This window comes from Pseudomonas sp. VA159-2 (assembly GCF_024126635.1).
GTDB classification, from domain to species: Bacteria; Pseudomonadota; Gammaproteobacteria; order Pseudomonadales; family Pseudomonadaceae; genus Aquipseudomonas; species Aquipseudomonas muyukensis.
This window is the reverse complement of record NZ_JAMYBV010000013.1, coordinates 74774-95058: the sequence shown is the minus strand read 5'-3', so window position 1 is coordinate 95058 and position 20285 is coordinate 74774. Positions and strand designations below refer to the sequence as shown.

Below are 20285 nucleotides of genomic sequence, written 5' to 3'. Positions count from 1 at the left end.
CGACACAAGGCCGCTCCTACAGGGGGATCGCGTATGGCAATTACTGCGCAATTGCCTGTAGGAGCACCTTGTGTCGCGAAAGGGCCGCAAAGCGGCCCCGGCGATTACGAAGACAGGTACGAAGACCGGGTCAAGCCAAGACGCAGCGCATCCAGGTACTGCGTGCGCTCGCGGGCGCTGATCTTGGCGCTGGCGACCTTGTCGCGGTAGTGGGTCATCAACTCCTCCGGCGACAGGTGCACGTAACGCAGCATGTCCTCGATGGTGTCGTGGGTCTCGATACCGGCGTGGTACACGCTGCCATCGGCGTTCTGGTAGATGTTCACCGAGTCGGTGTCGCCGAACAGGTTGTGCATGTCGCCGAGGATTTCCTGGTAGGCACCGACCAGGAACACGCCCAGCAGGTAGTCCTCGCCGTCCTTGACCGCATGCACCGGCATGCTGGTCTCGATGCTCTGCTCGTCGACGTACTGGTTGATCTTGCCGTCGGAGTCGCAGGTCAGGTCCTGCAGCACGGCCCGGCGCATCGGCTCCTCGTCCAGGCGGTGCAGCGGGATGATCGGCAGCACCTGGCCGATGGCCCAGGTATCCGGCAGGCTCTGGAATACCGAGAAGTTGCAGATGTACTTGTCGGCCAGCTTGTCGTTGAGCTCGTCCAGCACCTGGCGGTGCGAACGCTGGCGGGCCTTCAGCGAGTTGTGCAGGCGCCGGCACACGGCGAAGTAGCACTGCTCGGCCAGGGCTTTCTCGGCCAGGGTCAGCTTGCCGTCGGCATACTGCGCGGCCACGTCGCCCATGTAGTGGGTAGCGCGCCAGTAGGTCTCGGTGACCATCTCGATGTCGGTCGGGCCCAGCAGGTCGGCCAGCCACTGCACGGTCTCGGGCAGTGCCGCCTTGTTCTCGATGGTCGGCACTTCGTCATTGTGGCTTTCCACGTCGGTGACCTGGATCACCAGCATGGCATGGTGCGCGGTCAGCGAGCGGCCACTCTCCGAGAAGATGTGCGGGTGCGGCAGGCCCTGGGCATCGCAGAACTCCTTGAGCATGCCCACCACCACGCCGGCGTAGTCGTCCATGTCGTAGTTGATCGAGCTGGCGTTGCGCGAGTGGGTACCGTCGTAGTCCACGCCCAGGCCGCCGCCGACGTCGATATGGTCCACCGGCAGGCCCAGGGCGCGCAGCTCGCCGTAGTAGCGGATGGCTTCCTTGAAGCCGTGCTGGTAGTCGGCCAGGTTGGCGATCTGCGAGCCCATGTGGAAGTGCAGCAGGCGGATGCCCTGGTCCAGGCCGGCGTCACGGAAGCGCTGCACCACCGAGATCAGCTGGGCGGCGGACAAGCCGAACTTGGACTTCTCGCCACCGGTATCGGCCCACTTGCTCGAGGCCAGCGACGACAAGCGCACGCGCAGGCCCACCTGCGGCTTGACCTTGAGGTCCGCGGCTTCCTCGATCACCAGGGCGACCTCGGATTCCTTCTCGATGACAATGAACACATTGTGGCCGAGCTTCTGCCCCATCAGCGCCAGGCGAATGAACTCTCGGTCCTTGTAGCCGTTGCAGACGATGGTGCCGCCTTTCGGCGCCAGCGCCAGCACCGCCAGCAGCTCGGGCTTGGAGCCGGCTTCCAGGCCGATGGAGACGTTCTGGGTGGCGATGATGTTCTCCACCACTGCCTCTTGCTGGTTGACCTTGATCGGGTACAGCGCGGTGTACTGGCTCTGGTACTCAAGGCGCGCGATGTTGGCGTCGAAGGCACCGGTCAGCTGGCGCACGCGGTCCTGCAGGATGTCGGGGAAACGCACCAGCAGCGGCAGCGACAGGCCGCTCTGGCGTAGCTCCTGGACTTGCTCGAAGAGGTCGATCGGCGCGCTGGCCGGCCCGTTGGGGCGCACTTCGACGCGCCCGGCTTCATTGATGGCGAAATAACCCGCGCCCCAATGGCGGATGCCATAAACACTGCGGCTGTCGGCCACGGTCCACTGGCTACCATCGTCTTTGCGTGTGCGTCGTACGGACATTCAAGTCCCCTGTATGAAAAGTCGAAACACTGCCCCACCTTGTAGCGCTGGCAGTGTAGATACTGAAAATGACGATTCTTCCGTGTCAGGCATAGACCCTGCCCACGGGAACGAGTTTAGAAAGCGCTGGGCAAAAAATCGCGCGGCTGCACTCAGCCGCCGGATTTCTTCGCCTTGAAACCTTGCTTGATCAGCTCGGCGAGCAACAGCTCGACGTGATCGCCCTGGATTTCAATGACCCCGTCCTTGAGCGCGCCGCCGGTGCCGCAACGACGCTTGAGCGTGCTGGCGAGCTCCTTGAGCGGCTCAAGGGCCAGGGGGACGCCCGTGATGGTGGTCACGGTCTTGCCGCCACGGCCTTTGCTTTCACGGCGCACGCGGGCAATGCCATCCCCCTCGGGGATGACCTGCTGCTTGCAGATACAGTCATCCACCGGTTTGCCGCAGTCGGGACAGTGCCGACCGGCATCGGTGGAAAAGACGAGACCGCCAAGGGCGGAAAAGGAAGAAGCTTTCTTGGCCACTTTTGTTCCTCGGTGCTGAGGACAAAAACTGGTCGGCGGGTGCCGACCGCGAAGCCCCACTCTGGCAGGGGCGGCGCTACTGCCGCAAGGTCCTGCGGCAGCCCGAAAAGGGCGCGCAGTGTAACGATAAATCTGGCTGTTGCTAAGTACAGGATTGCGCCATTTTACGAAAGTTTTGCGACCTTTGGGCCACTGGGGCTGCTACGCAGCCCTTTCGCGACGCAAGGCCGCTCCTACAGGAGAACGTGATCCCCTGTAGGAGCGGCCTTGTGTCGCGAAAGGGGCGCAAAGCGCCCCCATTAGCTCAAGCCCGCCTGGTACCGCTGCAACGCCACCAGCGAGTCCGGGCAATACGGTCGTTGCGTACTTTCCGCCTGGGCCTGCTCGACACTGATGAACCGCGCCTCGATGACCTCCTCGGGCTGCAAGCGCAGCGCTCCGTCCCACACCGCCGAATACACCGCGCACCACAAGCGATTGCCCGGTTGCTCGAAGTAGAACGTCTCGTGAAAACGCAACTCGACGCCGCTCACGCCCAGTTCCTCGGCCAGCTCCCGGGCCGCCGACTGGTCATAGCTTTCCTGGCAGGCGACCATGCCGCCTGCCGCCACATCCCAGTACCCCGGATACAACGCCTTGCTCAGGGTGCGTCGGTGCACGCACAAGTCGCCTGCGTTGTTGAACAGCAGGATAAAGGTGCAACGGCCAATCAAACCGCGCTCGCGCAGCTCGGCCCTGGGCAAGGCGCCGAGCAGTTGATCGTGGTCATCGACCCAGGCCACCAGCTCGGCGTCGGAGGCCGAGCGGTGCGCGACCTCGGCGGGACTGACCGGCATATCAGCCCTGGGACAGCAGCTGGCGCAGGTCGATGACCGCGGCGTTGGCCCGGGAGATGTAGTTGGCCATCACCAGCGAGTGGTTGGCCCACATGCCAAAGCCGCTGCCGTTGAGCACCATCGGGCTCCACAGCGCTTCCTGCGAGGCTTCCAGCTCGCGGATGATCTGTCGCACGCTGACCGTGGCGTTCTTCTTCGCCAGCACGTCGGCGAAGTCCACCTCGATGGCGCGCAGCAGGTGCGACAGCGCCCAGGCCTGGCCACGGGCCTCGTAGAACACGTTGTCGATCTGCAACCACGGGGTCTCGACCACTTCCTCGTCGACCTGCGGCGCCTGGCCCGGGGCCACGGATTCGGTCTTGAGGGTGTTGTTCAGCTTGACCCGGCCGACACTGGCCGACAGGCGCTGCGACAGCGAGCCCAGGCGGGTGGCGACGTCACCCAGCCAGTTGTTCAGGTTGTCGGCGCGGGTATAGAAGATCGCGCCCTGGTCGCCCTTGGCCAGGCGGGTCTGGTAGCGGGTCAGCGACTTGATGCCTTCTTCGAACTCCGACTCGCTCGAGGGCAGGATCCAGCTCTTGTTGTCGAAGTTGAAGCGCGGCTCGGCCTTGGCCAGGTCGGCGTCCTCGGTGGACTGCGACTGCGAGCGGGCGAAGTCCTTGCGCAGGGCGCGGGACAGGTCGCGCACCTGGACCAGCACGCCATACTCCCAGCTCGGCATGTTGTCCATCCACAGGCCCGGCGGGAAACGGTCGTTGGAAATATAGCCGCCAGGCTTGTCGAGCAGGGTGCTGGCCACGGTCTTGAGGGTCTCGACGGTGGTATAGCCAATCACCATCTGCTGGCCGTTGCGTTCGGCGGCGGCCTGGGCGTTGTTCTGCACCGGGAACAGCGCCGGCTCCTGGCTCCAGTACCAACCCAGGCCGATGCACACCAGCAGGTACAGGCCGATCAACGTACCCAGGGCTCGGCTCCACAGGCCGCCCAGGTAGCTGCGGGTGGCGGCGCCACGGGTGTCGACCCGCTCACGGGGTTCGGCCTTGGCCTCGCGGTTTTTCCAATCCAGCATGGCAATTGTCCTTGATCAATCACGACGGTTAGGGGCTTGGACCACAGGCGTACGCCAGGGTGCCACGACAAGCCCGCGTGGCAGCACTATAAAGCAGACGTCGCCATTCGTATAAGCGACCATCGGGTCGGCAACTGAATAATAATTCCCTAAACACTTTGTTGACCCCAGGCACTCGCTTGCCAGAAAGCGGTGCTAGCATAGAGCCATCATCGAACCTGCACCCTCCCCTTTATAAGTAGTCAGGACATGACCCAGCCAGCCGAGCCGAGCCACGAACGCCTCAAGCAGCACTTTGCCCAGCGGGTGATCCACCAGGCCCGGCAGATCCTCGAGATCTGGCAGCGCCTGCAGCGTGGCGAGTGGTCCAGCGGCGGCCTGGGCGAATTGTGCGAGGCCAACCTGCGCCTGCAACGCTATGCCGAACGCTTCGAACAACCCGAGCACAGCAGCCTGTCGCAGGCCATCGGCCAGACCCTGCGCGCCATCGAGGCCAACAGCGCGCGGCTCAACTCCGAGCTGATCAGCGAACTCAACCGCCTGATGCAGCGCCTGTCGCGCACCGGCCTGCGCAAGGGCGACCAGCTCGACAACGTACCCCTGCCACCGCTGCGCAAGCCGGTGTACATCGTCCTGCAGGACCACGAACGCGCCGAGCGCCTGGCCCAGCAACTGGAGTTCTTTGGCCTGAGCGTGCAGGCGCTGTGCAGTGCCGAGGCGTTCCAGGCCTCGATGAGCGAGCGCCTGCCGTCGGCCATCGTCATGGACGTCGACTTCACCGGCGCCGGCCTCGGCCTGCACCTGGCGGCCCAGGCCCAGCAGGGGCTGGAGCTGCACATTCCGCTGCTGTTCTTCAGCCTCCACGAAACCGACACCCCGACCCGCCTGGCCGCCGTGCGCGCCGGCGGCCAGGAATTCCTCACCGGCACCCTGGACGCTTCCAGCCTGCTGGAAAAACTCGAGCTGCTGACCAGCGCCACCCAGTACGAGCCGTTTCGCGTGCTGGTGATCGACGACTCCCGCGCCCAGGCCCTGCACACCGAGCGCCTGCTCAACAGCGCCGGGATCATCACCCGCACGCTCACCGAACCGATCCGTACCATGAGCGAGCTGGCGGACTTCCAGCCCGACCTGATCATCCTCGACATGTACATGCCCGCCTGCACCGGCACGGAGCTGGCCAAGGTGATCCGCCACAACGACCGCTACGTCAGCGTGCCGATCATCTACCTGTCGGCCGAGGACGACCTGGACAAGCAGCTCGATGCCATGAGCGAAGGCGGCGACGACTTCCTCACCAAACCGATCCGCGCCCGCCACCTGATCACCACCGTGCGCAACCGCGCCGCCCGCGCCCGCCACCTCAAGGCGCGGATGGTCCGCGACAGCCTTACCGGGCTGTACAACCACACCCATATCCTGCAACTGCTCGAGGATTGCAGCTTCCGCGCCCGGCGCGAGGCGCAGCCGTTGAGTTTCGCCATGCTCGATATCGACCATTTCAAGAAGATCAACGACCGCCATGGCCACCCCATGGGCGACCGGGTGATCAAGAGCCTGGCGCTGTTCCTCAAGCAACGCCTGCGCAAGACCGACTTCATCGGCCGCTACGGCGGCGAGGAGTTCGCCATCGTCATGCCCAATACCGGGCTTGCGGCCGCGTACAAGGTGCTCGACGAAATCCGCCGGCGCTTTGCCGAGATCCACTACCCGGCGCAACCCCATGACCTGCAATGCACCTTCAGCGCCGGGGTGGTGCAACTGGATGACGCGCTCGATGCCCTGACCATGGCCAGCGCCGCCGACGAGGCGCTGTACCGGGCCAAGCATGCCGGGCGCAATTGCGTGGTCAGGGTCGAGCCGTAGCCGCCGGCATCGGCCGCGCTAATGGAACACTCGTAACCCATTGGTTTAACTCGCTCCTACAAGGGGACAGTTCCCTGCGTGTGACAGCGCAGCCCAAAGGGTTAAACACAGCAACCATCAAACAATACCGGCACTGTGCCACTTTTTTAGGGCGCCAGCCCTCCGTCGTCATCACCTCGTCACAAAATCGCAATAACTTCAGGCCCCGACCTCTCCACTCCCCCTCCGCAGGAAGTTCGCGGCTATGCGCCTGAAGTGGCTGACCAATTTCAACACCCTGTTGCTGGTGACCGTGTGTATCGCCCTGGGCGCGACCCTGTGGTGGTCGCAACGCGCCCTGGAACGCCCCTACCAGTTGATGGAGCGCTACCTGGGCCTGTCCCAGCAGTTCCAGCATGACGCGGCACGCAACATCGAGGCCTACCTGGGCAGCGGCGATGCCTTGCGCCATGCCGCGGCCAGCCAGGCCACCGGCGCCTTGCTGGCGGCCCTGGACGACTGGCCGCAAGCGCTGGCGGCCAAGCTGCGCCCGAGCCTGGACAGCTTGCAGGCCTTCAGCGCCAACGAGTTGCTTGGTGCCGGCAAGCTGGCCGGCGACCCGCAGGCCCTGCTGTTGCAGGCCGAGCGCGAACTGGGGGCGAACTTCGAGCAACTCGCCGGCTACGCCCGCGACAGCGCCAGCGCCGCCGCCGGCCCGTACCAGGCCGCACTGCTGGACGCCGCGGTGCACCTGGCGCGCCTGTCCCTGGCCCGCGACAAACTGGTCAGCAGCGGCCGCGCCGAGCTGGCCGACGAAGTCGACCGCGAACTGCAGCTGATCGCCGCCCAGGCCGAGCGGATCGACGCCTTGCCGCTGCTCGGCGTGACCCGCGCCGCCGAGTCCAACGCCGATGACTTCGCCGCGATGATGGGCCTGCAAACCCAGGCCAGCAGCCAGCAGGAGGACATCGCCGTGGGCCTCAAGCGCGAGCTGCAGAGCCTGCTCAAGCGCTACCCCGCCGAGCTGCAACGCACCCGCGCGCAGATCGAACGCCGCGCCGCCCTGGCGGCCAGCACCAACGAACGCCTGGACGCCGTGCGCCAGGCCATCGCCGCCCTGGAGCCGGAGGTACGCGCCCAGCACGGGCAGATCGCCGGGGAAGTGCGCATCATCCAGGGCCTGATGATCGGCCTGATCCTGCTCATCGCCCTGCTCATCGACACCCTGCAACGGCGCCTGGCCCGCACCCTGACCGGCCTGGCGCCGGCGCTGTCGCGCTGGGCCGAGGGCGACTTCGCCCATGCCATCGACCTGGGCCGGACCAACCGCGAGCTGCATGACATCGAGGAATCGCTCAACCGCCTGCGCCAGTACCTGGTGGAGCTGGTCGGCACCCTGCGCCGCAACGCCGAACAGGTGGCCGGCAGCAGCCACGCCCTGGCGGGCATGAGCAGCGCCTTGCACGACGGCGCCGAACGCCAGGCCGGCGACACCGCGCAGATCCGCGACGCCCTCGGCGAACTGGAGGCGACCATCCAGCAGGTAGCCGGCGACGCCAGCGCCGCCGCCGACGCCAGCCGCGATGCCGGCCAGGCCGTCGAACGGGGCCAGACGGTGATCGGCCAGAGCCTGTCCGGCCTGCGCGCCCTGGTCGACGAGGTGCAGGGCAATGCGCGCATGATCGAACAGCTGGCCGAGGAGTCGGCCACCATCGGCGGCGTGCTCACAGTGATCCGCGCGATAGCCGAGCAGACCAACCTGCTGGCGCTCAACGCCGCCATCGAGGCCGCCCGGGCTGGCGAAATGGGCCGCGGCTTCGCCGTGGTCGCCGATGAAGTACGCTCGCTGGCCCAGCGCACCACCGGCGCCACCGGCGAGATCCAGGCCCTGATCGACCGCCTGCAACAGGCCGCCCGCGACTCGGTGGACGGCATGCGCACGCAACTGGAGCATGCCGAGGCCACCGCCAGCCAGGCGCAGTCGGCCGATGGCGCGCTGGATGCGATCGTCAACGCCATCGGCACTATCGCCGGGACCGCGCTGCGCATCGCCGAGGTGACCGCCCAGCAAACCGGCGCGGTGAGCGAGATTCGCGATCACAGCGAGCGCATCCACGCGCTGGGCGAGGACAACCTGCAACGCATCGGCGAAGGACGCCAGCAGGGCGAGCAGTTGCTCAAGCTGGGGGGCGAGTTGAATACGGCGGTGCGGGCGTTCCGGCTATGACATCGGCAGGGCCTGGATTGCGGGGGCTCTGCCCTCGATCGCGACACAAGGCCGCTCCTACAGGAAACCGCGCTCCCCGGTAGGAGCGGCCTTGTGTCGCGATGGGCCGCGCAGCGGCCCCAATTTCGGCCAACTCCGCTATCATGCCGCCAGGTTCCACCTCGCGAGTCCGTCATGCGCCGCCTGTTTTTCCTGTTGTTCCTGCTGCTGGCCAGCCCCGTGTTCGCCACGGGCCTGCTCGACAACCGCCCCAGCGCCACCCTCGGCGCCGTCAGCAACAGCGCCGATTTCCTGCCGGTGCAGGAGGCCTTCAAGCTCAGCCTGGTCCAGGCCGACGCGCACACCATCAAGCTGCGCCTGGTCGCCACCGACGGCTACTACCTGTACCGCCACCGCCTCCAGTTCCGCACGGAACCGGCGGACATCACGCTGGGCACGCCGCACCTTCCCGAAGGCGAAGCCAAGCACGACGAGTTCTTCGGCGATGTCGAGGTCTACCACGGCGTGCTCGACATCGAGCTGCCGCGCAACGACCCACGCGCCTTCACCTTGCTGGTGGGCTACCAGGGCTGCGCCGACAAGGGCCTGTGCTACCCGCCGCAAACCGAGCGGCTGGGCATCGTCGGCGAAGGCCCGACGCAGCCGGGCGGCGCCGAGCAGGGCTGGAGCTGGAAATCCCTGGCGCTGTTCTTCCTCGCCGGGATCGGCCTGACCTTCACCCCCTGCGTGCTGCCGATGCTGCCGATCCTCTCGGGCGTGGTGCTGCGCGGCCAGGTCGGCGGGCTGCGCGGCCTGTCGCTGTCGCTGGCCTACGTGCTGCCGATGGCCGCCAGCTTCGCCGTGCTCGGCGCGCTGATGGGGCTGTTTGGCGCCGGCCTGAACCTGCAGGCGCGGCTGCAGTCGGCGTGGGTGCTGGTGCCGTTCGCGGCGTTCTTCGTGCTGTTCGCCCTGGCCATGTTCGGCCTGTTCGAGATCAAGCTGCCCCAGGCCCTGAGCAATCGCCTGGACCGGGTCGCCAACCGCACCCAGGGCGGCTCGCTGCTGGGCGCGGCGATCCTCGGGGTGTTGTCCAGCCTGCTGGTGTCGCCCTGCGTGTCGGCACCGCTGGCCGGCGCGCTGCTGTACATCAGCGCCAGCGGCGATGCCCTTGGCGGCGCGCTCAAGCTGTTCGCCCTGGGCCTGGGCATGGGCGCCCCGCTGCTGCTGGTGGCGACCGGTGGCGCGGCCTGGCTGCCCAGGAGCGGCCCGTGGATGAACACGGTCAAGAACGCCATCGGCGTGCTGTTGCTGGGCCTGGCCATCGGCCTGCTCAGCCGGGTGCTGCCAGGGCCGCTGACGCTGCTGCTGATCGGCCTGCTGGCCGCCGGCGTGGCGCTGTTCCTCGGCGCCCTGGAGTTCGTCGTCAAGCCTGCCCGCGAGCGCCTGGCGCAATTGCTCGGCCTGGTGCTGCTGGTCTATGCCCTGGCCTGTTGGTACGGCGCCCTGAGCGGCCAGGGTGATCCCCTGCGGCCGCTGCCGCCGCCCAACGTGGCCGGCACCGCAGCCGTGGCCAAGGCCGATGCCTGGCAGACCCTCACCAGCCCGGCCGAGCTCGACGCCGCCCTGGCCGAGGCCAAGGCCGCCGGCCAGCCGGTGCTGCTGGACTGGTACGCCGACTGGTGCATCAGCTGCAAGGTGATCGAACACGACGTGCTCACGGCGCCAGCGGTGCAAGCGCAACTGGGTGCGTTCCGCCTGCTGCGCCTGGACATCACCGCGAGCGACGCCGCCCAGCGCGCGCTGCTCGATCGCTACCAGCTGTTCGGCCCGCCGGCGCTGATGTTCTTTGCCGCGAACGGCAGCGAAATGACTGGCGATCGGGTGATCGGCGAGATAAACGCCGGCGATTTTGCCCAGGTCCTGGCCCGCGTGCGCGGCCAACTCGGGCTATAACTTCCCGCAGCCTGGGAAAAATCGCCAATCCGGTGACCAAAGTTAATCATCCGGTCACATACTTTGCGCGAATCTCGGACATCGTGCTGGCTATTGCCGGGAACTGGACACCCAGCGCCCGTTCCGGCATAGTCGCCGCGCTATGTCGAATTGCCCTACAAAAACCAAGGAACCGCAGATGGCAACCCTACTGGTGCTGCACGGCCCCAACCTGAACCTGCTCGGCACCCGTGAACCGGGCCACTACGGCGCGGCCACCCTCGCCCAGATCAATCAGGACCTGGAGCAGCGCGCCCGCGCCGCCGGCCACCACCTGCAGTACCTGCAGAGCAATGCCGAATACGAATTGATCGACCGGATCCACGCCGCGCGCAACGAAGGCGTGGACTTCATCCTGATCAATCCGGCCGCTTTCACGCATACCAGCGTCGCATTACGTGACGCGTTGCTCGCGGTGAGCATCCCATTCATCGAAGTGCACCTGTCCAACGTGCACAAGCGTGAACCGTTCCGCCACCACTCCTACTTTTCCGATGTTGCCGTAGGGGTGATCTGCGGCCTCGGCGCCACCGGCTATCGGTTGGCCCTGGAGTCTGCGCTGGAACACCTGGCTGCCAACGCACAGCCCTGATGACACAAGGCCTTGGCCCCAATGGGCCGAGGTCCGGAAGAAACGTTTTCGACACGTTTTCAAATTACGTCCCCGACCGAACCTTGGGAGTTGCTGATTAATGGATATCCGTAAAGTCAAAAAGCTGATCGAACTGCTGGAAGAGTCTGGCATCGACGAACTGGAGATCAAGGAAGGCGAAGAGTCCGTTCGCATCAGCCGTCACAGCAAGACCCCGGCCGGCGCCCAGTACTTCGCCGCCCCAGCACCGATGGCCGCTCCGGTTGCCGCTGCCGCCCCGGTCGCCGCCGCTGCCGCGCCAGCCGCTGAAGCTGCAGCCCCGGCGCTCAAAGGCACCGTGATCCGCTCGCCGATGGTCGGTACCTTCTACCGCAAGCCATCGCCGACCTCGCCGAACTTCGCCGAAGTGGGCCAGGCCGTGAAGAAAGGCGACACCCTGTGCATCGTCGAAGCCATGAAGATGATGAACCACATCGAAGCCGACATCGGCGGTGTGATCGACGCCATCCTGGTGGAAGACGGCCAGCCGGTTGAGTTCGACCAGCCGCTGTTCACCATCGTTTGATTCGCGGAGAGCCAACGATGTCTGGGAAGCTCGAAAAAGTTCTGATCGCCAACCGCGGGGAAATTGCCCTGCGGATCCTGCGTGCCTGCAAAGAGCTGGGCATCAAGACCGTCGCCGTGCACTCCACGGCCGACCGTGAACTGATGCACCTGGGCCTGGCAGACGAGTCGGTCTGCATCGGTCCTGCATCGTCCAAGGATTCCTACCTGCACATCCCGGCGATCATCGCTGCCGCCGAAGTCACCGGCGCCACCGCGATCCACCCGGGTTACGGCTTCCTCGCGGAAAACGCCGACTTCGCCGAGCAGGTGGAAAAATCCGGCTTTGCCTTCATCGGCCCGAAAGCCGACACCATTCGCCTGATGGGCGACAAGGTCTCGGCCAAGGACGCGATGATCAAGTCGGGCGTACCGACCGTGCCGGGCTCCGACGGCCCGCTGCCGGAAGACGAAGAAACCGCGCTGGCCATTGCCCGCGAGGTTGGCTACCCGGTGATCATCAAGGCCGCTGGTGGCGGTGGTGGTCGCGGCATGCGCGTGGTGCACAAGGAAGAGGACCTGATCGCCTCGGCCAAGCTGACCCGCACCGAAGCCGGCGCCGCCTTCGGCAACCCGATGGTCTACCTGGAGAAGTTCCTGACCAACCCACGTCACGTGGAAGTCCAGGTGCTGTCCGACGGCCAGGGCAACGCCATCCACCTGGGTGACCGTGACTGCTCGCTGCAGCGCCGCCACCAGAAGGTACTGGAAGAAGCCCCGGCCCCGGGCATCGACGAGAAGGCCCGCCAGGAAGTCTTCAAGCGTTGCGTCGACGCGTGCATCGAAATCGGCTACCGCGGTGCCGGTACCTTCGAGTTCCTGTACGAGAACGGCCGCTTCTACTTCATCGAGATGAACACCCGCGTCCAGGTCGAGCACCCGGTCTCGGAGATGGTCACCGGTATCGATATCGTCAAGGAGATGCTCAGCATCGCCGCTGGCAACAAGCTGTCGTTCCGCCAGGAAGACGTGGTGATTCGTGGTCACTCGCTGGAGTGCCGGATCAACGCCGAGGACCCGAAGAAGTTCATCCCGAGCCCAGGCAAGGTCAAGCACTTCCATGCCCCGGGTGGCAACGGCGTGCGCGTCGATTCGCACCTGTACAGCGGTTACTCGGTTCCACCGAACTACGACTCGCTGATCGGCAAGCTGATCACCTACGGCAAGGACCGCGACGAAGCCATGGCGCGCATGCGCAATGCCCTGGACGAGATCGTCGTCGACGGCATCAAGACCAACATCCCGCTGCACCGCGACCTGGTGCGTGATGAAGGTTTCTGCAAAGGCGGCGTCAACATCCACTACCTCGAGCACAAACTGGCCAACCAGGAGTGATCGCGTTAGCGTGATGCATGAACCCCGGCCTTGTGCCGGGGTTTTTGTTGCCCGCAAGGCAGGCACATCCCCCTGTAGGAGCGGCCTTGTGTCGCGAAAGGGCTGCATGGCAGCCCCGGCGGTGTTGCATGATGCCGATGCCTTGGGGCCGCCGCGCGCCCCTTTCGCGACACATGGCCGCGCCTACAGGGACCGTGCCACCCTCTGGCTTCTCTACAAACCCCCCACACTCGCGTAAACTGCCAGCCTTTCGCGCAGCCTCGGGCTGCCCCTGTCGATTTACCAAAGGTGCCCGCCATGCCCTGGCTGCAAGTACGCCTGGCCATCAGCCCGGAACAAGCCGAAACCTACGAAGACGCCCTGCTGGAAGTCGGCGCCGTCTCGGTGACCTTCATGGACGCCGAAGACCAGCCGATCTTCGAACCGGACCTCAACACCACCCCTCTGTGGTCGCATACCCACCTGCTGGCCCTGTTCGAGGCCGACGCCGAGCCTGAGCAGGTATTCGCCCACCTGCGCCTGCTGACAGGCACCGAGCTGCCCGAGCATGACGCCGAGGTGATCGAGGACCAGGACTGGGAACGCAGCTGGATGGACAACTTCCAGCCCATGCGTTTCGGCCAGCGCCTGTGGATCGTGCCGAGCTGGCACGAAGCCCCGGAAAAAGACGCGGTCAACCTGCTGCTCGACCCGGGCCTGGCGTTCGGCACCGGCACCCACCCAACCACCGCGCTGTGCCTGGAATGGCTCGACGGCCAACCGCTGCAAGGCACCCAGGTACTGGACTTCGGCTGCGGCTCGGGCATCCTGGCCATCGCCGCGCTGCTGCTCGGCGCCCGCCAGGCGGTCGGCACCGACATCGACGTGCAGGCCATCGAGGCCTCCCGTGACAATGCCCAGCGCAATGGTATCGCCGACGACAAGTTCGACCTGTACCTGCCCGAACAGATGCCGGCCATGCAGGCCGACGTGCTGGTCGCCAACATCCTCGCTGGCCCGCTGGTGGCATTGGCGCCGCAACTGTCCAGCCTGGTCCGCCCCGGTGGCCTGCTGGCGTTGTCGGGCATCCTCGCCGAGCAGGGCGAGGAAGTGGCAGCCGCCTACGCCGCCGACTTCGACCTGGACCCTATCGTCGTGCGCGACGGCTGGGTACGCATCAGTGGTCGCCGCCGCTAAGCGCGCCTAGACTCAACACCTGCCCAGCCTCCGGATCGCCGCATGACCGACAGTTTCGTCACCCAGTGCCCGCATTGCCAGACCAGCTTTCGCGTCACTCATCACCAGTTGAGCGTGGCGCGCGGCGTGGTGCGCTGCGGCAACTGCCTGCAGGTGTTCAACGCGGCCAAGCAACTGCTGGAGCAGAACCGCGCCGGCAGGCCGCCTGTAGAGCCACCAGCGCCAGCAACCGTGCAGCCGCCCAGCGAGCCGCCGGCGCCGGTGGCCAGCGAGCGGGCGCCGATGAGCGAAGAGGACTGGGCCGTCACCGCCGAGCAGCTGGACGCACTGGACCTCGACCAGGAACTGGCGCGCCTCGAACGCCGCAGCCCCGGCGACCGCCGCCAGGCGCCTGCGCAAGGCGTGCTGCAGGCCCGCCGTGACGACCAGGGCGCGGACGAAGCCGACGCAAAACCATTCGGCACCGCAACCGACGAGCGCCCCGAGCCCGCAGCGGAACCCGAGGAGGCGCCGGTACTGCTCGAACAAGAAGCGCTGGACCTGGAACCCGTCGTCGACGCGCGCACGGAGCCGACCCTCGGCGCCACTGACCTGGACCTGGACGACGAACCGTCCGTGCGCCATCCGTCGGCCGACAGCGATTTCAACAGCCCGCCCCTCTCCAACCACGACGACCTCGTGCCAGAACAGGGCTTGTCGGCCCTGGACGACGATGTACGCGGCGAACGTCTATCGGCCCGCGACGAGGACGAAGCCGAGGTGCGCCTGGCGCCGAGCCCGGTAGCGAAGGCCGAGCGCCCGCGCAAGGAGCCGCTGATCGACGTGGTCGACGACCCGTTGCAACTGGGCTGGGAAAAACCCGCGCCCAACTGGGGCAAGCGCCTGCTGTGGGGCGTGCTGACCCTGCTCGCCGCCGGCCTGCTGGCGTTCCAGTACGTCTGGTACCACTTCGACGAGATGGCCCGCCAGGACCAGTACCGCCCGTGGTTCCAGCAACTGTGCCCGATGTTCGGCTGCCAGGTGCCGACCCGCGTCGACATTTCGCGGATCAAGAGCAGCAACCTGGTGGTGCGCAGCCACCCCGACTTCAAGGGCGCGCTGATCGTCGATGCGATCATCTACAACCGCGCTCCGTTCGCCCAGCCTTTCCCGCTGCTGGAACTGCGCTTCGCCGACCTCAGCGGCCAGCTGATCGCCAGCCGCCGCTTCAAGCCCAGCGAATACCTGTCGGGCGAACTGGCCGGCCGCGGCGAGATGCCCAGCCAAACCCCGATCCATATCGCCCTGGATATCCTCGACCCCGGGCCGAAGGCGGTGAACTACAGCCTGAGCTTCCGCTCGCCGGAGTAAGCGACAAGCGGCAAGCTTCAAGCCGCAAGTAAAAGCCTGCCTGCAGGCCTCTTGCAGCTTGAAGCTTGCCGCTTGGCGCTGGGTGTCATAACGCCGCAACTGTTCAGATTTTATCCAGATTCATCTTTATCCGGTCATCGAGAGCGGGTATCATGCCAACCCTTTTTCGAACTCCAATGATTCGGCCCCACAACAGGGAACACCTATGTCGGCGGTACGCATCGGCCCTTACACACTGCAGAACAACCTGATCCTGGCACCCATGGCCGGGGTCACGGACCAGCCTTTCCGTACCCTGTGCAAGCGCCTCGGGGCGGGCATGGTGGTGTCGGAGATGGTTTCCAGCGACATGCGCCTGTGGAACAGCCGCAAGTCGAGCCTGCGCCGTATCCACGAGGACGATCCCGAGCCGCGCTCGGTACAGATCGCCGGCGGCGACGCGCAGATGATGGCCGAGGCCGCCCGCGCCAACGTTGCCGCGGGCGCGCAGATCATCGACATCAACATGGGTTGCCCGGCGAAAAAAGTCTGCAACAAGGCCGCCGGCTCTGCTTTATTGAGAGATGAAGCCTTGGTCAGCGAGATCCTCCATGCCGTCGTCGGCGCCGTGGACGTGCCGGTGACCCTGAAGATCCGCACCGGCTGGGACCGGGCGAACAAGAACGGCCTGAATGTGGCGAGGATCGCCGAGCAGGCCGGCATCCAGGCGCTGGCGGTGCATGGCCGCACACGCGCCGACCTGTACACCGGTGACGCCGAGTACGACACCATCGCCGCGATCAAGCAGGCGGTGTCGATCCCGGTGTTCGCCAACGGCGACATCACCTCGCCGGAAAAGGCCCGGGCGGTGCTGCATGCCACCGGTGCCGACGGCCTGCTGATCGGCCGTGCCGCCCAAGGGCGGCCGTGGATCTTCCGCGAGATCGAGCATTACCTGCGCACGGGCGAGCACCTGCCTGCCCCGGCGCTGGACGAAGTGGAACGCATTCTGCTGGAACACCTGGCCGCGCTGCATGCCTTTTATGGCGATGTGATGGGCGTGCGTATCGCCCGCAAGCACGTTGGCTGGTACCTGGCGACCCGACCCGGCGGCAAGGAGTTCCGCAGCCGGTTCAACGCTTTGCAAGATACACAAGCGCAGTGCGCCAACGTTCAGGCGTTTTTCGCCGAACGTCGACAGAGCCTTGGGACAGAGGACGAACAAGGGGTGGCCGCATGACGATGATGACCGAGACATTAGTGAGTGGAACAACGCCCGTGAGCGACAACGTCAACCTCAAGCAGCACCTGAACACGCCGAGCGAGGAGGGCCAGACCCTGCGCGGCAGCGTCGAGAAGGCGTTGCACAACTACTTCGCCCACCTGGAAGGCGCTACCGTCACGGACGTGTACAACCTGGTGCTCTCGGAGGTCGAGGCGCCGCTGCTCGAAAGCGTGATGAACTACGTCAAGGGCAACCAGACCAAGGCCAGCGAGATGCTCGGACTCAACCGAGGCACGCTGCGCAAGAAGCTCAAGCAGTACGATCTGTTGTAAGGCCAGAACCCCAACCAAAAAGGCGCTCGTCACGAGGCGCCTTTTTTGCTGACTCCACCGCGTTATGGAATCTGAAATGACCGACCAGACTACCCGCCTGCCGATCCGCCGCGCCCTGATCAGCGTCTCCGACAAGACCGGGATCCTCGAATTCGCCCGTGAGCTGCAACTGCTCGGTGTCGAGATCCTGTCCACCGGCGGCACCTACAAGCTGCTCAAGGACAACGGCGTCAACGCGGTGGAAGTGGCCGACTACACCGGCTTCGCCGAAATGATGGACGGCCGGGTCAAGACCCTGCATCCGAAGATCCACGGCGGCATCCTCGGCCGTCGCGGCACCGACGACGCCATCATGAACGAGCATGGCATCAAGCCGATCGACCTGGTCGCGGTCAACCTGTATCCGTTCGAAGCCACCATCAACAAGCCAGGCTGCGACCTGCCGACCGCCATCGAGAACATCGACATCGGCGGCCCGACCATGGTCCGCTCGGCGGCGAAGAACCACAAGGACGTCGCCATCGTGGTCAACGCCAGCGACTACGCCGGCATCGTCGAAGGCCTGAAGGCCGGCGGCCTGACCTACGCCCAGCGCTTCGACCTGATGCTCAAGGCGTTCGAGCACACTGCCGCCTACGACGGCATGATCGCCAACTACATGGGTACCATCGACCAGGCCAAGGACACCCTGTCCACCGAAGACCGCAGCGAGTTCCCGCGCACCTTCAACAGCCAGTTCGTCAAGGCCCAGGAAATGCGCTACGGCGAGAACCCGCACCAGAGCGCGGCGTTCTACGTCGAGGCCAAGAAAGGCGAAGCCAGCATTTCCACCGCCGTGCAGCTGCAGGGCAAGGAACTGTCGTTCAACAACGTGGCCGACACCGACGCCGCGCTGGAGTGCGTGAAGAGCTTCGTCAAGCCGGCCTGCGTCATCGTCAAGCACGCCAACCCGTGTGGCGTGGCGGTCGTGCCTGAAGACGAAGGCGGCATCCGCAAGGCCTATGACCTGGCCTACGCCACCGACACCGAGTCGGCCTTCGGCGGCATCATCGCCTTCAACCGCGAACTGGACGGCGAAACCGCCCAGGCCATCGTCGAGCGCCAGTTCGTCGAGGTGATCATCGCCCCGAAAATCTCCCAGGCCGCGCGCGAGGTGGTTGCCGCCAAGCAAAACGTGCGCCTGCTGGAGTGCGGCGAGTGGCCAACCGAGCGCGCTGCCGGCTGGGACTTCAAGCGGGTCAACGGTGGCCTGCTGGTGCAGAGCCGCGATATCGGCATGATCAGCGCCGATGACCTGAAGATCGTCACCAAGCGCGCCCCGACCGAGCAAGAGATCCACGACCTGGTGTTCGCCTGGAAAGTGGCCAAGTTCGTCAAGTCCAACGCCATCGTCTACGCCAAGCAGCGCCAGACCATCGGTGTCGGCGCCGGCCAGATGAGCCGCGTCAACTCCGCGCGCATTGCCGCGATCAAGGCCGAACACGCCGGCCTGCAGGTGCAGGGCGCGGTGATGGCCTCGGATGCGTTCTTCCCGTTCCGCGATGGCATCGACAACGCGGCTAAAGTGGGTATCAGCGCCGTGATCCAGCCGGGTGGCTCGATGCGTGATGCCGAGGTGATTGCTGCCGCTGACGAAGCCGGCATCGCCATGGTGTTCACCGGTATGCGCCACTTCCGCCACTAATCAGATGCTGGGCCGATCCCGGCCCCTGTAGGAGCGGCCTTGTGTCGCGAATGGGCCGCAAAGCGGCCCCGGCAATATCTGTTGCGAAGCTGAAAACCTGGGGCCGCTACGCGCCCCTATCGCGACACAAGGCCGCTCCTACACAGGGAACGCGGATCGGCGCCAAACAGAATTCGAGGTTTTGACATGAAAGTTTTGATCATCGGCAGCGGCGGCCGTGAACACGCCCTGGCCTGGAAAGTCGCCCAGGACCCACGCGTCGAGAAAATCTTCGTCGCCCCCGGCAACGCCGGTACCGCCACCGAAGCCAAGTGCGAGAACGTCGCCATCGACGTCACCGCCCTGGAGCAACTGGCCGACTTCGCCGAAAAGCACGTCGACCTGACCATCGTCGGCCCGGAAGCGCCACTGGTCATCGGCGTCGTCGACCTGTTCCGCAGCCGCGGCCTGGACTGCTTCGGCCCAACCAAGGGCGCGGCCCAGCTGGAAGGCTCCAAGGCGTTCACCAAGGACTTCCTGGCCCGCCACAAGATCCCCACCGCCGACTACCAGAACTTCACCGAGATCGAGCCGGCCCTGGCCTACCTGCGGGAAAAAGGCGCGCCGATCGTGATCAAGGCCGACGGCCTGGCCGCCGGCAAGGGCGTGATCGTCGCCATGACCCTGCAGGAAGCCGAAGACGCCGTGCGCGACATGCTCGCCGGCAACGCCTTCGGTGACGCTGGCTCGCGCGTGGTGATCGAGGAGTTCCTCGACGGCGAGGAAGCCAGCTTCATCGTCATGGTCGACGGCCACAACGTGCTGCCGATGGCCACCAGCCAGGACCACAAGCGCGTCGGCGACCAGGACAGCGGCCCGAACACCGGCGGCATGGGCGCCTATTCGCCAGCCCCGGTGGTCACCGCCGAGGTGCACCAGCGGGTGATGGACCAGGTGATCTGGCCAACCGTGCGTGGCATGGCCGAGGAAGGCAATGTCTACACCGGCTTCCTGTATGCCGGCCTGATGATCGACAAGGCGGGCAACCCCAAGGTCATCGAGTTCAACTGCCGCTTCGGCGACCCGGAAACCCAGCCGGTCATGCTGCGCCTGGAATCGAGCCTGGTGCTGCTGATCGAAGCAGCCTTCGCCAAGGCCCTGGACAAGGTCGAAGCACAGTGGGACCCGCGTCCGAGCCTGGGCGTGGTCCTGGCTGCCGGTGGCTACCCCGGCGACTACGCCAAGGGCGCCGCGATCAGCGGCCTGGACGCCGCGGCCAAGCTCGAAGGCAAGGTGTTCCATGCCGGTACCGCACTCAAGGATGGCCAGGTGGTTACCGCCGGCGGCCGTGTGCTCTGTGCCACCGCCATGGGCGCCACCGTCGAGGCCGCCCAGCAGCAAGCCTACCGCCTGGCCGAACAGGTCAAGTGGGAAGGCAGCTTCTACCGCAGCGACATCGGCTATCGGGCCATTGCCCGCGAGCGCGGTGCACACCAGCAGTAACCGTGCGGCCAATGGCCGTGGCGCCCGCGCGCCCGGC

At 65.8% G+C, this 20285-nt stretch carries 16 protein-coding genes; 12 read left to right on the top strand and 4 right to left on the bottom strand.

The window, feature by feature from the left end; all coding sequences use genetic code 11:
* Window positions 1-104: 104 nt before the first annotated feature.
* The 4 genes from speA to NJG22_RS14850 all read right to left on the bottom strand — a co-directional run bounded on the left by speA (window position 105) and on the right by NJG22_RS14850 (window position 4447).
* Window positions 105-2018 carry an arginine decarboxylase gene (gene speA, locus NJG22_RS14865; RefSeq protein ID WP_253095525.1) on the bottom strand — a complete coding sequence of 638 codons (1914 nt, stop codon included), beginning with the start codon at window positions 2016-2018 and terminating at the stop codon, window positions 105-107.
* A gap of 152 nt (window positions 2019-2170) precedes the next feature.
* Window positions 2171-2542, bottom strand: coding sequence for a translation initiation factor Sui1 (locus tag NJG22_RS14860; RefSeq protein ID WP_253095523.1), 372 nt, complete (start codon window positions 2540-2542; stop codon window positions 2171-2173).
* A gap of 299 nt (window positions 2543-2841) precedes the next feature.
* Window positions 2842-3378: an NUDIX hydrolase gene (locus NJG22_RS14855; protein ID WP_253095521.1), complete on the bottom strand. Its 537-nt coding sequence runs from the start codon at window positions 3376-3378 to the stop codon at window positions 2842-2844.
* Between the two features lies 1 nt (window position 3379).
* A complete protein-coding gene (locus NJG22_RS14850; protein ID WP_134692510.1) occupies window positions 3380-4447 on the bottom strand; it encodes a DUF2333 family protein in 1068 nt (355 codons plus the stop codon).
* Between the two features lie 249 nt (window positions 4448-4696).
* On the opposite strand from NJG22_RS14850, the gene NJG22_RS14845 reads away from it, so the two are divergent.
* The 12 genes from NJG22_RS14845 (at window position 4697) to purD (ending at window position 20248) form a co-directional block, all read left to right on the top strand.
* Window positions 4697-6313 (top strand): diguanylate cyclase, encoded by a 1617-nt coding sequence (locus NJG22_RS14845; protein ID WP_253095519.1) that lies wholly within the window; start codon window positions 4697-4699, stop codon window positions 6311-6313.
* A gap of 244 nt (window positions 6314-6557) precedes the next feature.
* Complete coding sequence (locus NJG22_RS14840; RefSeq protein WP_253095517.1) at window positions 6558-8519, top strand: methyl-accepting chemotaxis protein; 1962 nt, start codon at window positions 6558-6560, stop codon at window positions 8517-8519.
* A gap of 174 nt (window positions 8520-8693) precedes the next feature.
* The gene (locus NJG22_RS14835; RefSeq protein ID WP_253095515.1) at window positions 8694-10451 is read left to right on the top strand and encodes a protein-disulfide reductase DsbD; all 1758 of its coding nucleotides are present in this window, start codon (window positions 8694-8696) and stop codon (window positions 10449-10451) included.
* A gap of 178 nt (window positions 10452-10629) precedes the next feature.
* Entirely contained in the window at window positions 10630-11082 is a 453-nt protein-coding gene (gene aroQ, locus NJG22_RS14830; protein ID WP_011535870.1) for a type II 3-dehydroquinate dehydratase, read from the top strand.
* 100 nt (window positions 11083-11182) lie between these two features.
* Window positions 11183-11647, top strand: a complete 465-nt coding sequence (accB, locus tag NJG22_RS14825; protein ID WP_134692518.1) for an acetyl-CoA carboxylase biotin carboxyl carrier protein — start codon at window positions 11183-11185, stop codon at window positions 11645-11647.
* A 17-nt stretch (window positions 11648-11664) separates the two neighbouring features.
* Window positions 11665-13020, top strand: a complete 1356-nt coding sequence (accC, locus tag NJG22_RS14820; protein WP_134692520.1) for an acetyl-CoA carboxylase biotin carboxylase subunit — start codon at window positions 11665-11667, stop codon at window positions 13018-13020.
* Window positions 13021-13317: 297 nt separating this feature from the next.
* Complete coding sequence (gene prmA / locus NJG22_RS14815; protein ID WP_253095513.1) at window positions 13318-14196, top strand: 50S ribosomal protein L11 methyltransferase; 879 nt, start codon at window positions 13318-13320, stop codon at window positions 14194-14196.
* Between the two features lie 42 nt (window positions 14197-14238).
* Window positions 14239-15546 (top strand): DUF3426 domain-containing protein, encoded by a 1308-nt coding sequence (locus NJG22_RS14810; RefSeq protein ID WP_253095511.1) that lies wholly within the window; start codon window positions 14239-14241, stop codon window positions 15544-15546.
* A gap of 205 nt (window positions 15547-15751) precedes the next feature.
* The gene (gene dusB, locus NJG22_RS14805; protein WP_217852467.1) at window positions 15752-16765 is read left to right on the top strand and encodes a tRNA dihydrouridine synthase DusB; all 1014 of its coding nucleotides are present in this window, start codon (window positions 15752-15754) and stop codon (window positions 16763-16765) included.
* A complete protein-coding gene (gene fis / locus NJG22_RS14800; RefSeq protein WP_134692528.1) occupies window positions 16762-17082 on the top strand; it encodes a DNA-binding transcriptional regulator Fis in 321 nt (106 codons plus the stop codon). Before dusB ends, fis begins: the two co-directional genes overlap by 4 nt.
* A 76-nt stretch (window positions 17083-17158) precedes the next feature.
* Window positions 17159-18766, top strand: coding sequence for a bifunctional phosphoribosylaminoimidazolecarboxamide formyltransferase/IMP cyclohydrolase (purH, locus tag NJG22_RS14795; RefSeq protein ID WP_253095509.1), 1608 nt, complete (start codon window positions 17159-17161; stop codon window positions 18764-18766).
* 186 nt (window positions 18767-18952) lie between these two features.
* The gene (gene purD / locus NJG22_RS14790; RefSeq protein ID WP_253095507.1) at window positions 18953-20248 is read left to right on the top strand and encodes a phosphoribosylamine--glycine ligase; all 1296 of its coding nucleotides are present in this window, start codon (window positions 18953-18955) and stop codon (window positions 20246-20248) included.
* Window positions 20249-20285 lie beyond the last annotated feature (37 nt).

Coding starts and splice junctions, on each gene's coding strand:
- speA (WP_253095525.1), bottom strand. CDS start 2,018: ATGTCCGTACGACGCACACGCAAAGACGATGGTAGCCAGTGGACCGTG.
- NJG22_RS14850 (WP_134692510.1), bottom strand. CDS start 4,447: ATGCTGGATTGGAAAAACCGCGAGGCCAAGGCCGAACCCCGTGAGCGG.
- NJG22_RS14855 (WP_253095521.1), bottom strand. CDS start 3,378: ATGCCGGTCAGTCCCGCCGAGGTCGCGCACCGCTCGGCCTCCGACGCC.
- fis (WP_134692528.1), top strand. CDS start 16,762: ATGACGATGATGACCGAGACATTAGTGAGTGGAACAACGCCCGTGAGC.
- prmA (WP_253095513.1), top strand. CDS start 13,318: ATGCCCTGGCTGCAAGTACGCCTGGCCATCAGCCCGGAACAAGCCGAA.
- purH (WP_253095509.1), top strand. CDS start 17,159: ATGACCGACCAGACTACCCGCCTGCCGATCCGCCGCGCCCTGATCAGC.
- purD (WP_253095507.1), top strand. CDS start 18,953: ATGAAAGTTTTGATCATCGGCAGCGGCGGCCGTGAACACGCCCTGGCC.
- accC (WP_134692520.1), top strand. CDS start 11,665: ATGTCTGGGAAGCTCGAAAAAGTTCTGATCGCCAACCGCGGGGAAATT.
- accB (WP_134692518.1), top strand. CDS start 11,183: ATGGATATCCGTAAAGTCAAAAAGCTGATCGAACTGCTGGAAGAGTCT.
- NJG22_RS14835 (WP_253095515.1), top strand. CDS start 8,694: ATGCGCCGCCTGTTTTTCCTGTTGTTCCTGCTGCTGGCCAGCCCCGTG.
- dusB (WP_217852467.1), top strand. CDS start 15,752: ATGTCGGCGGTACGCATCGGCCCTTACACACTGCAGAACAACCTGATC.
- NJG22_RS14845 (WP_253095519.1), top strand. CDS start 4,697: ATGACCCAGCCAGCCGAGCCGAGCCACGAACGCCTCAAGCAGCACTTT.
- NJG22_RS14840 (WP_253095517.1), top strand. CDS start 6,558: ATGCGCCTGAAGTGGCTGACCAATTTCAACACCCTGTTGCTGGTGACC.
- NJG22_RS14810 (WP_253095511.1), top strand. CDS start 14,239: ATGACCGACAGTTTCGTCACCCAGTGCCCGCATTGCCAGACCAGCTTT.
- aroQ (WP_011535870.1), top strand. CDS start 10,630: ATGGCAACCCTACTGGTGCTGCACGGCCCCAACCTGAACCTGCTCGGC.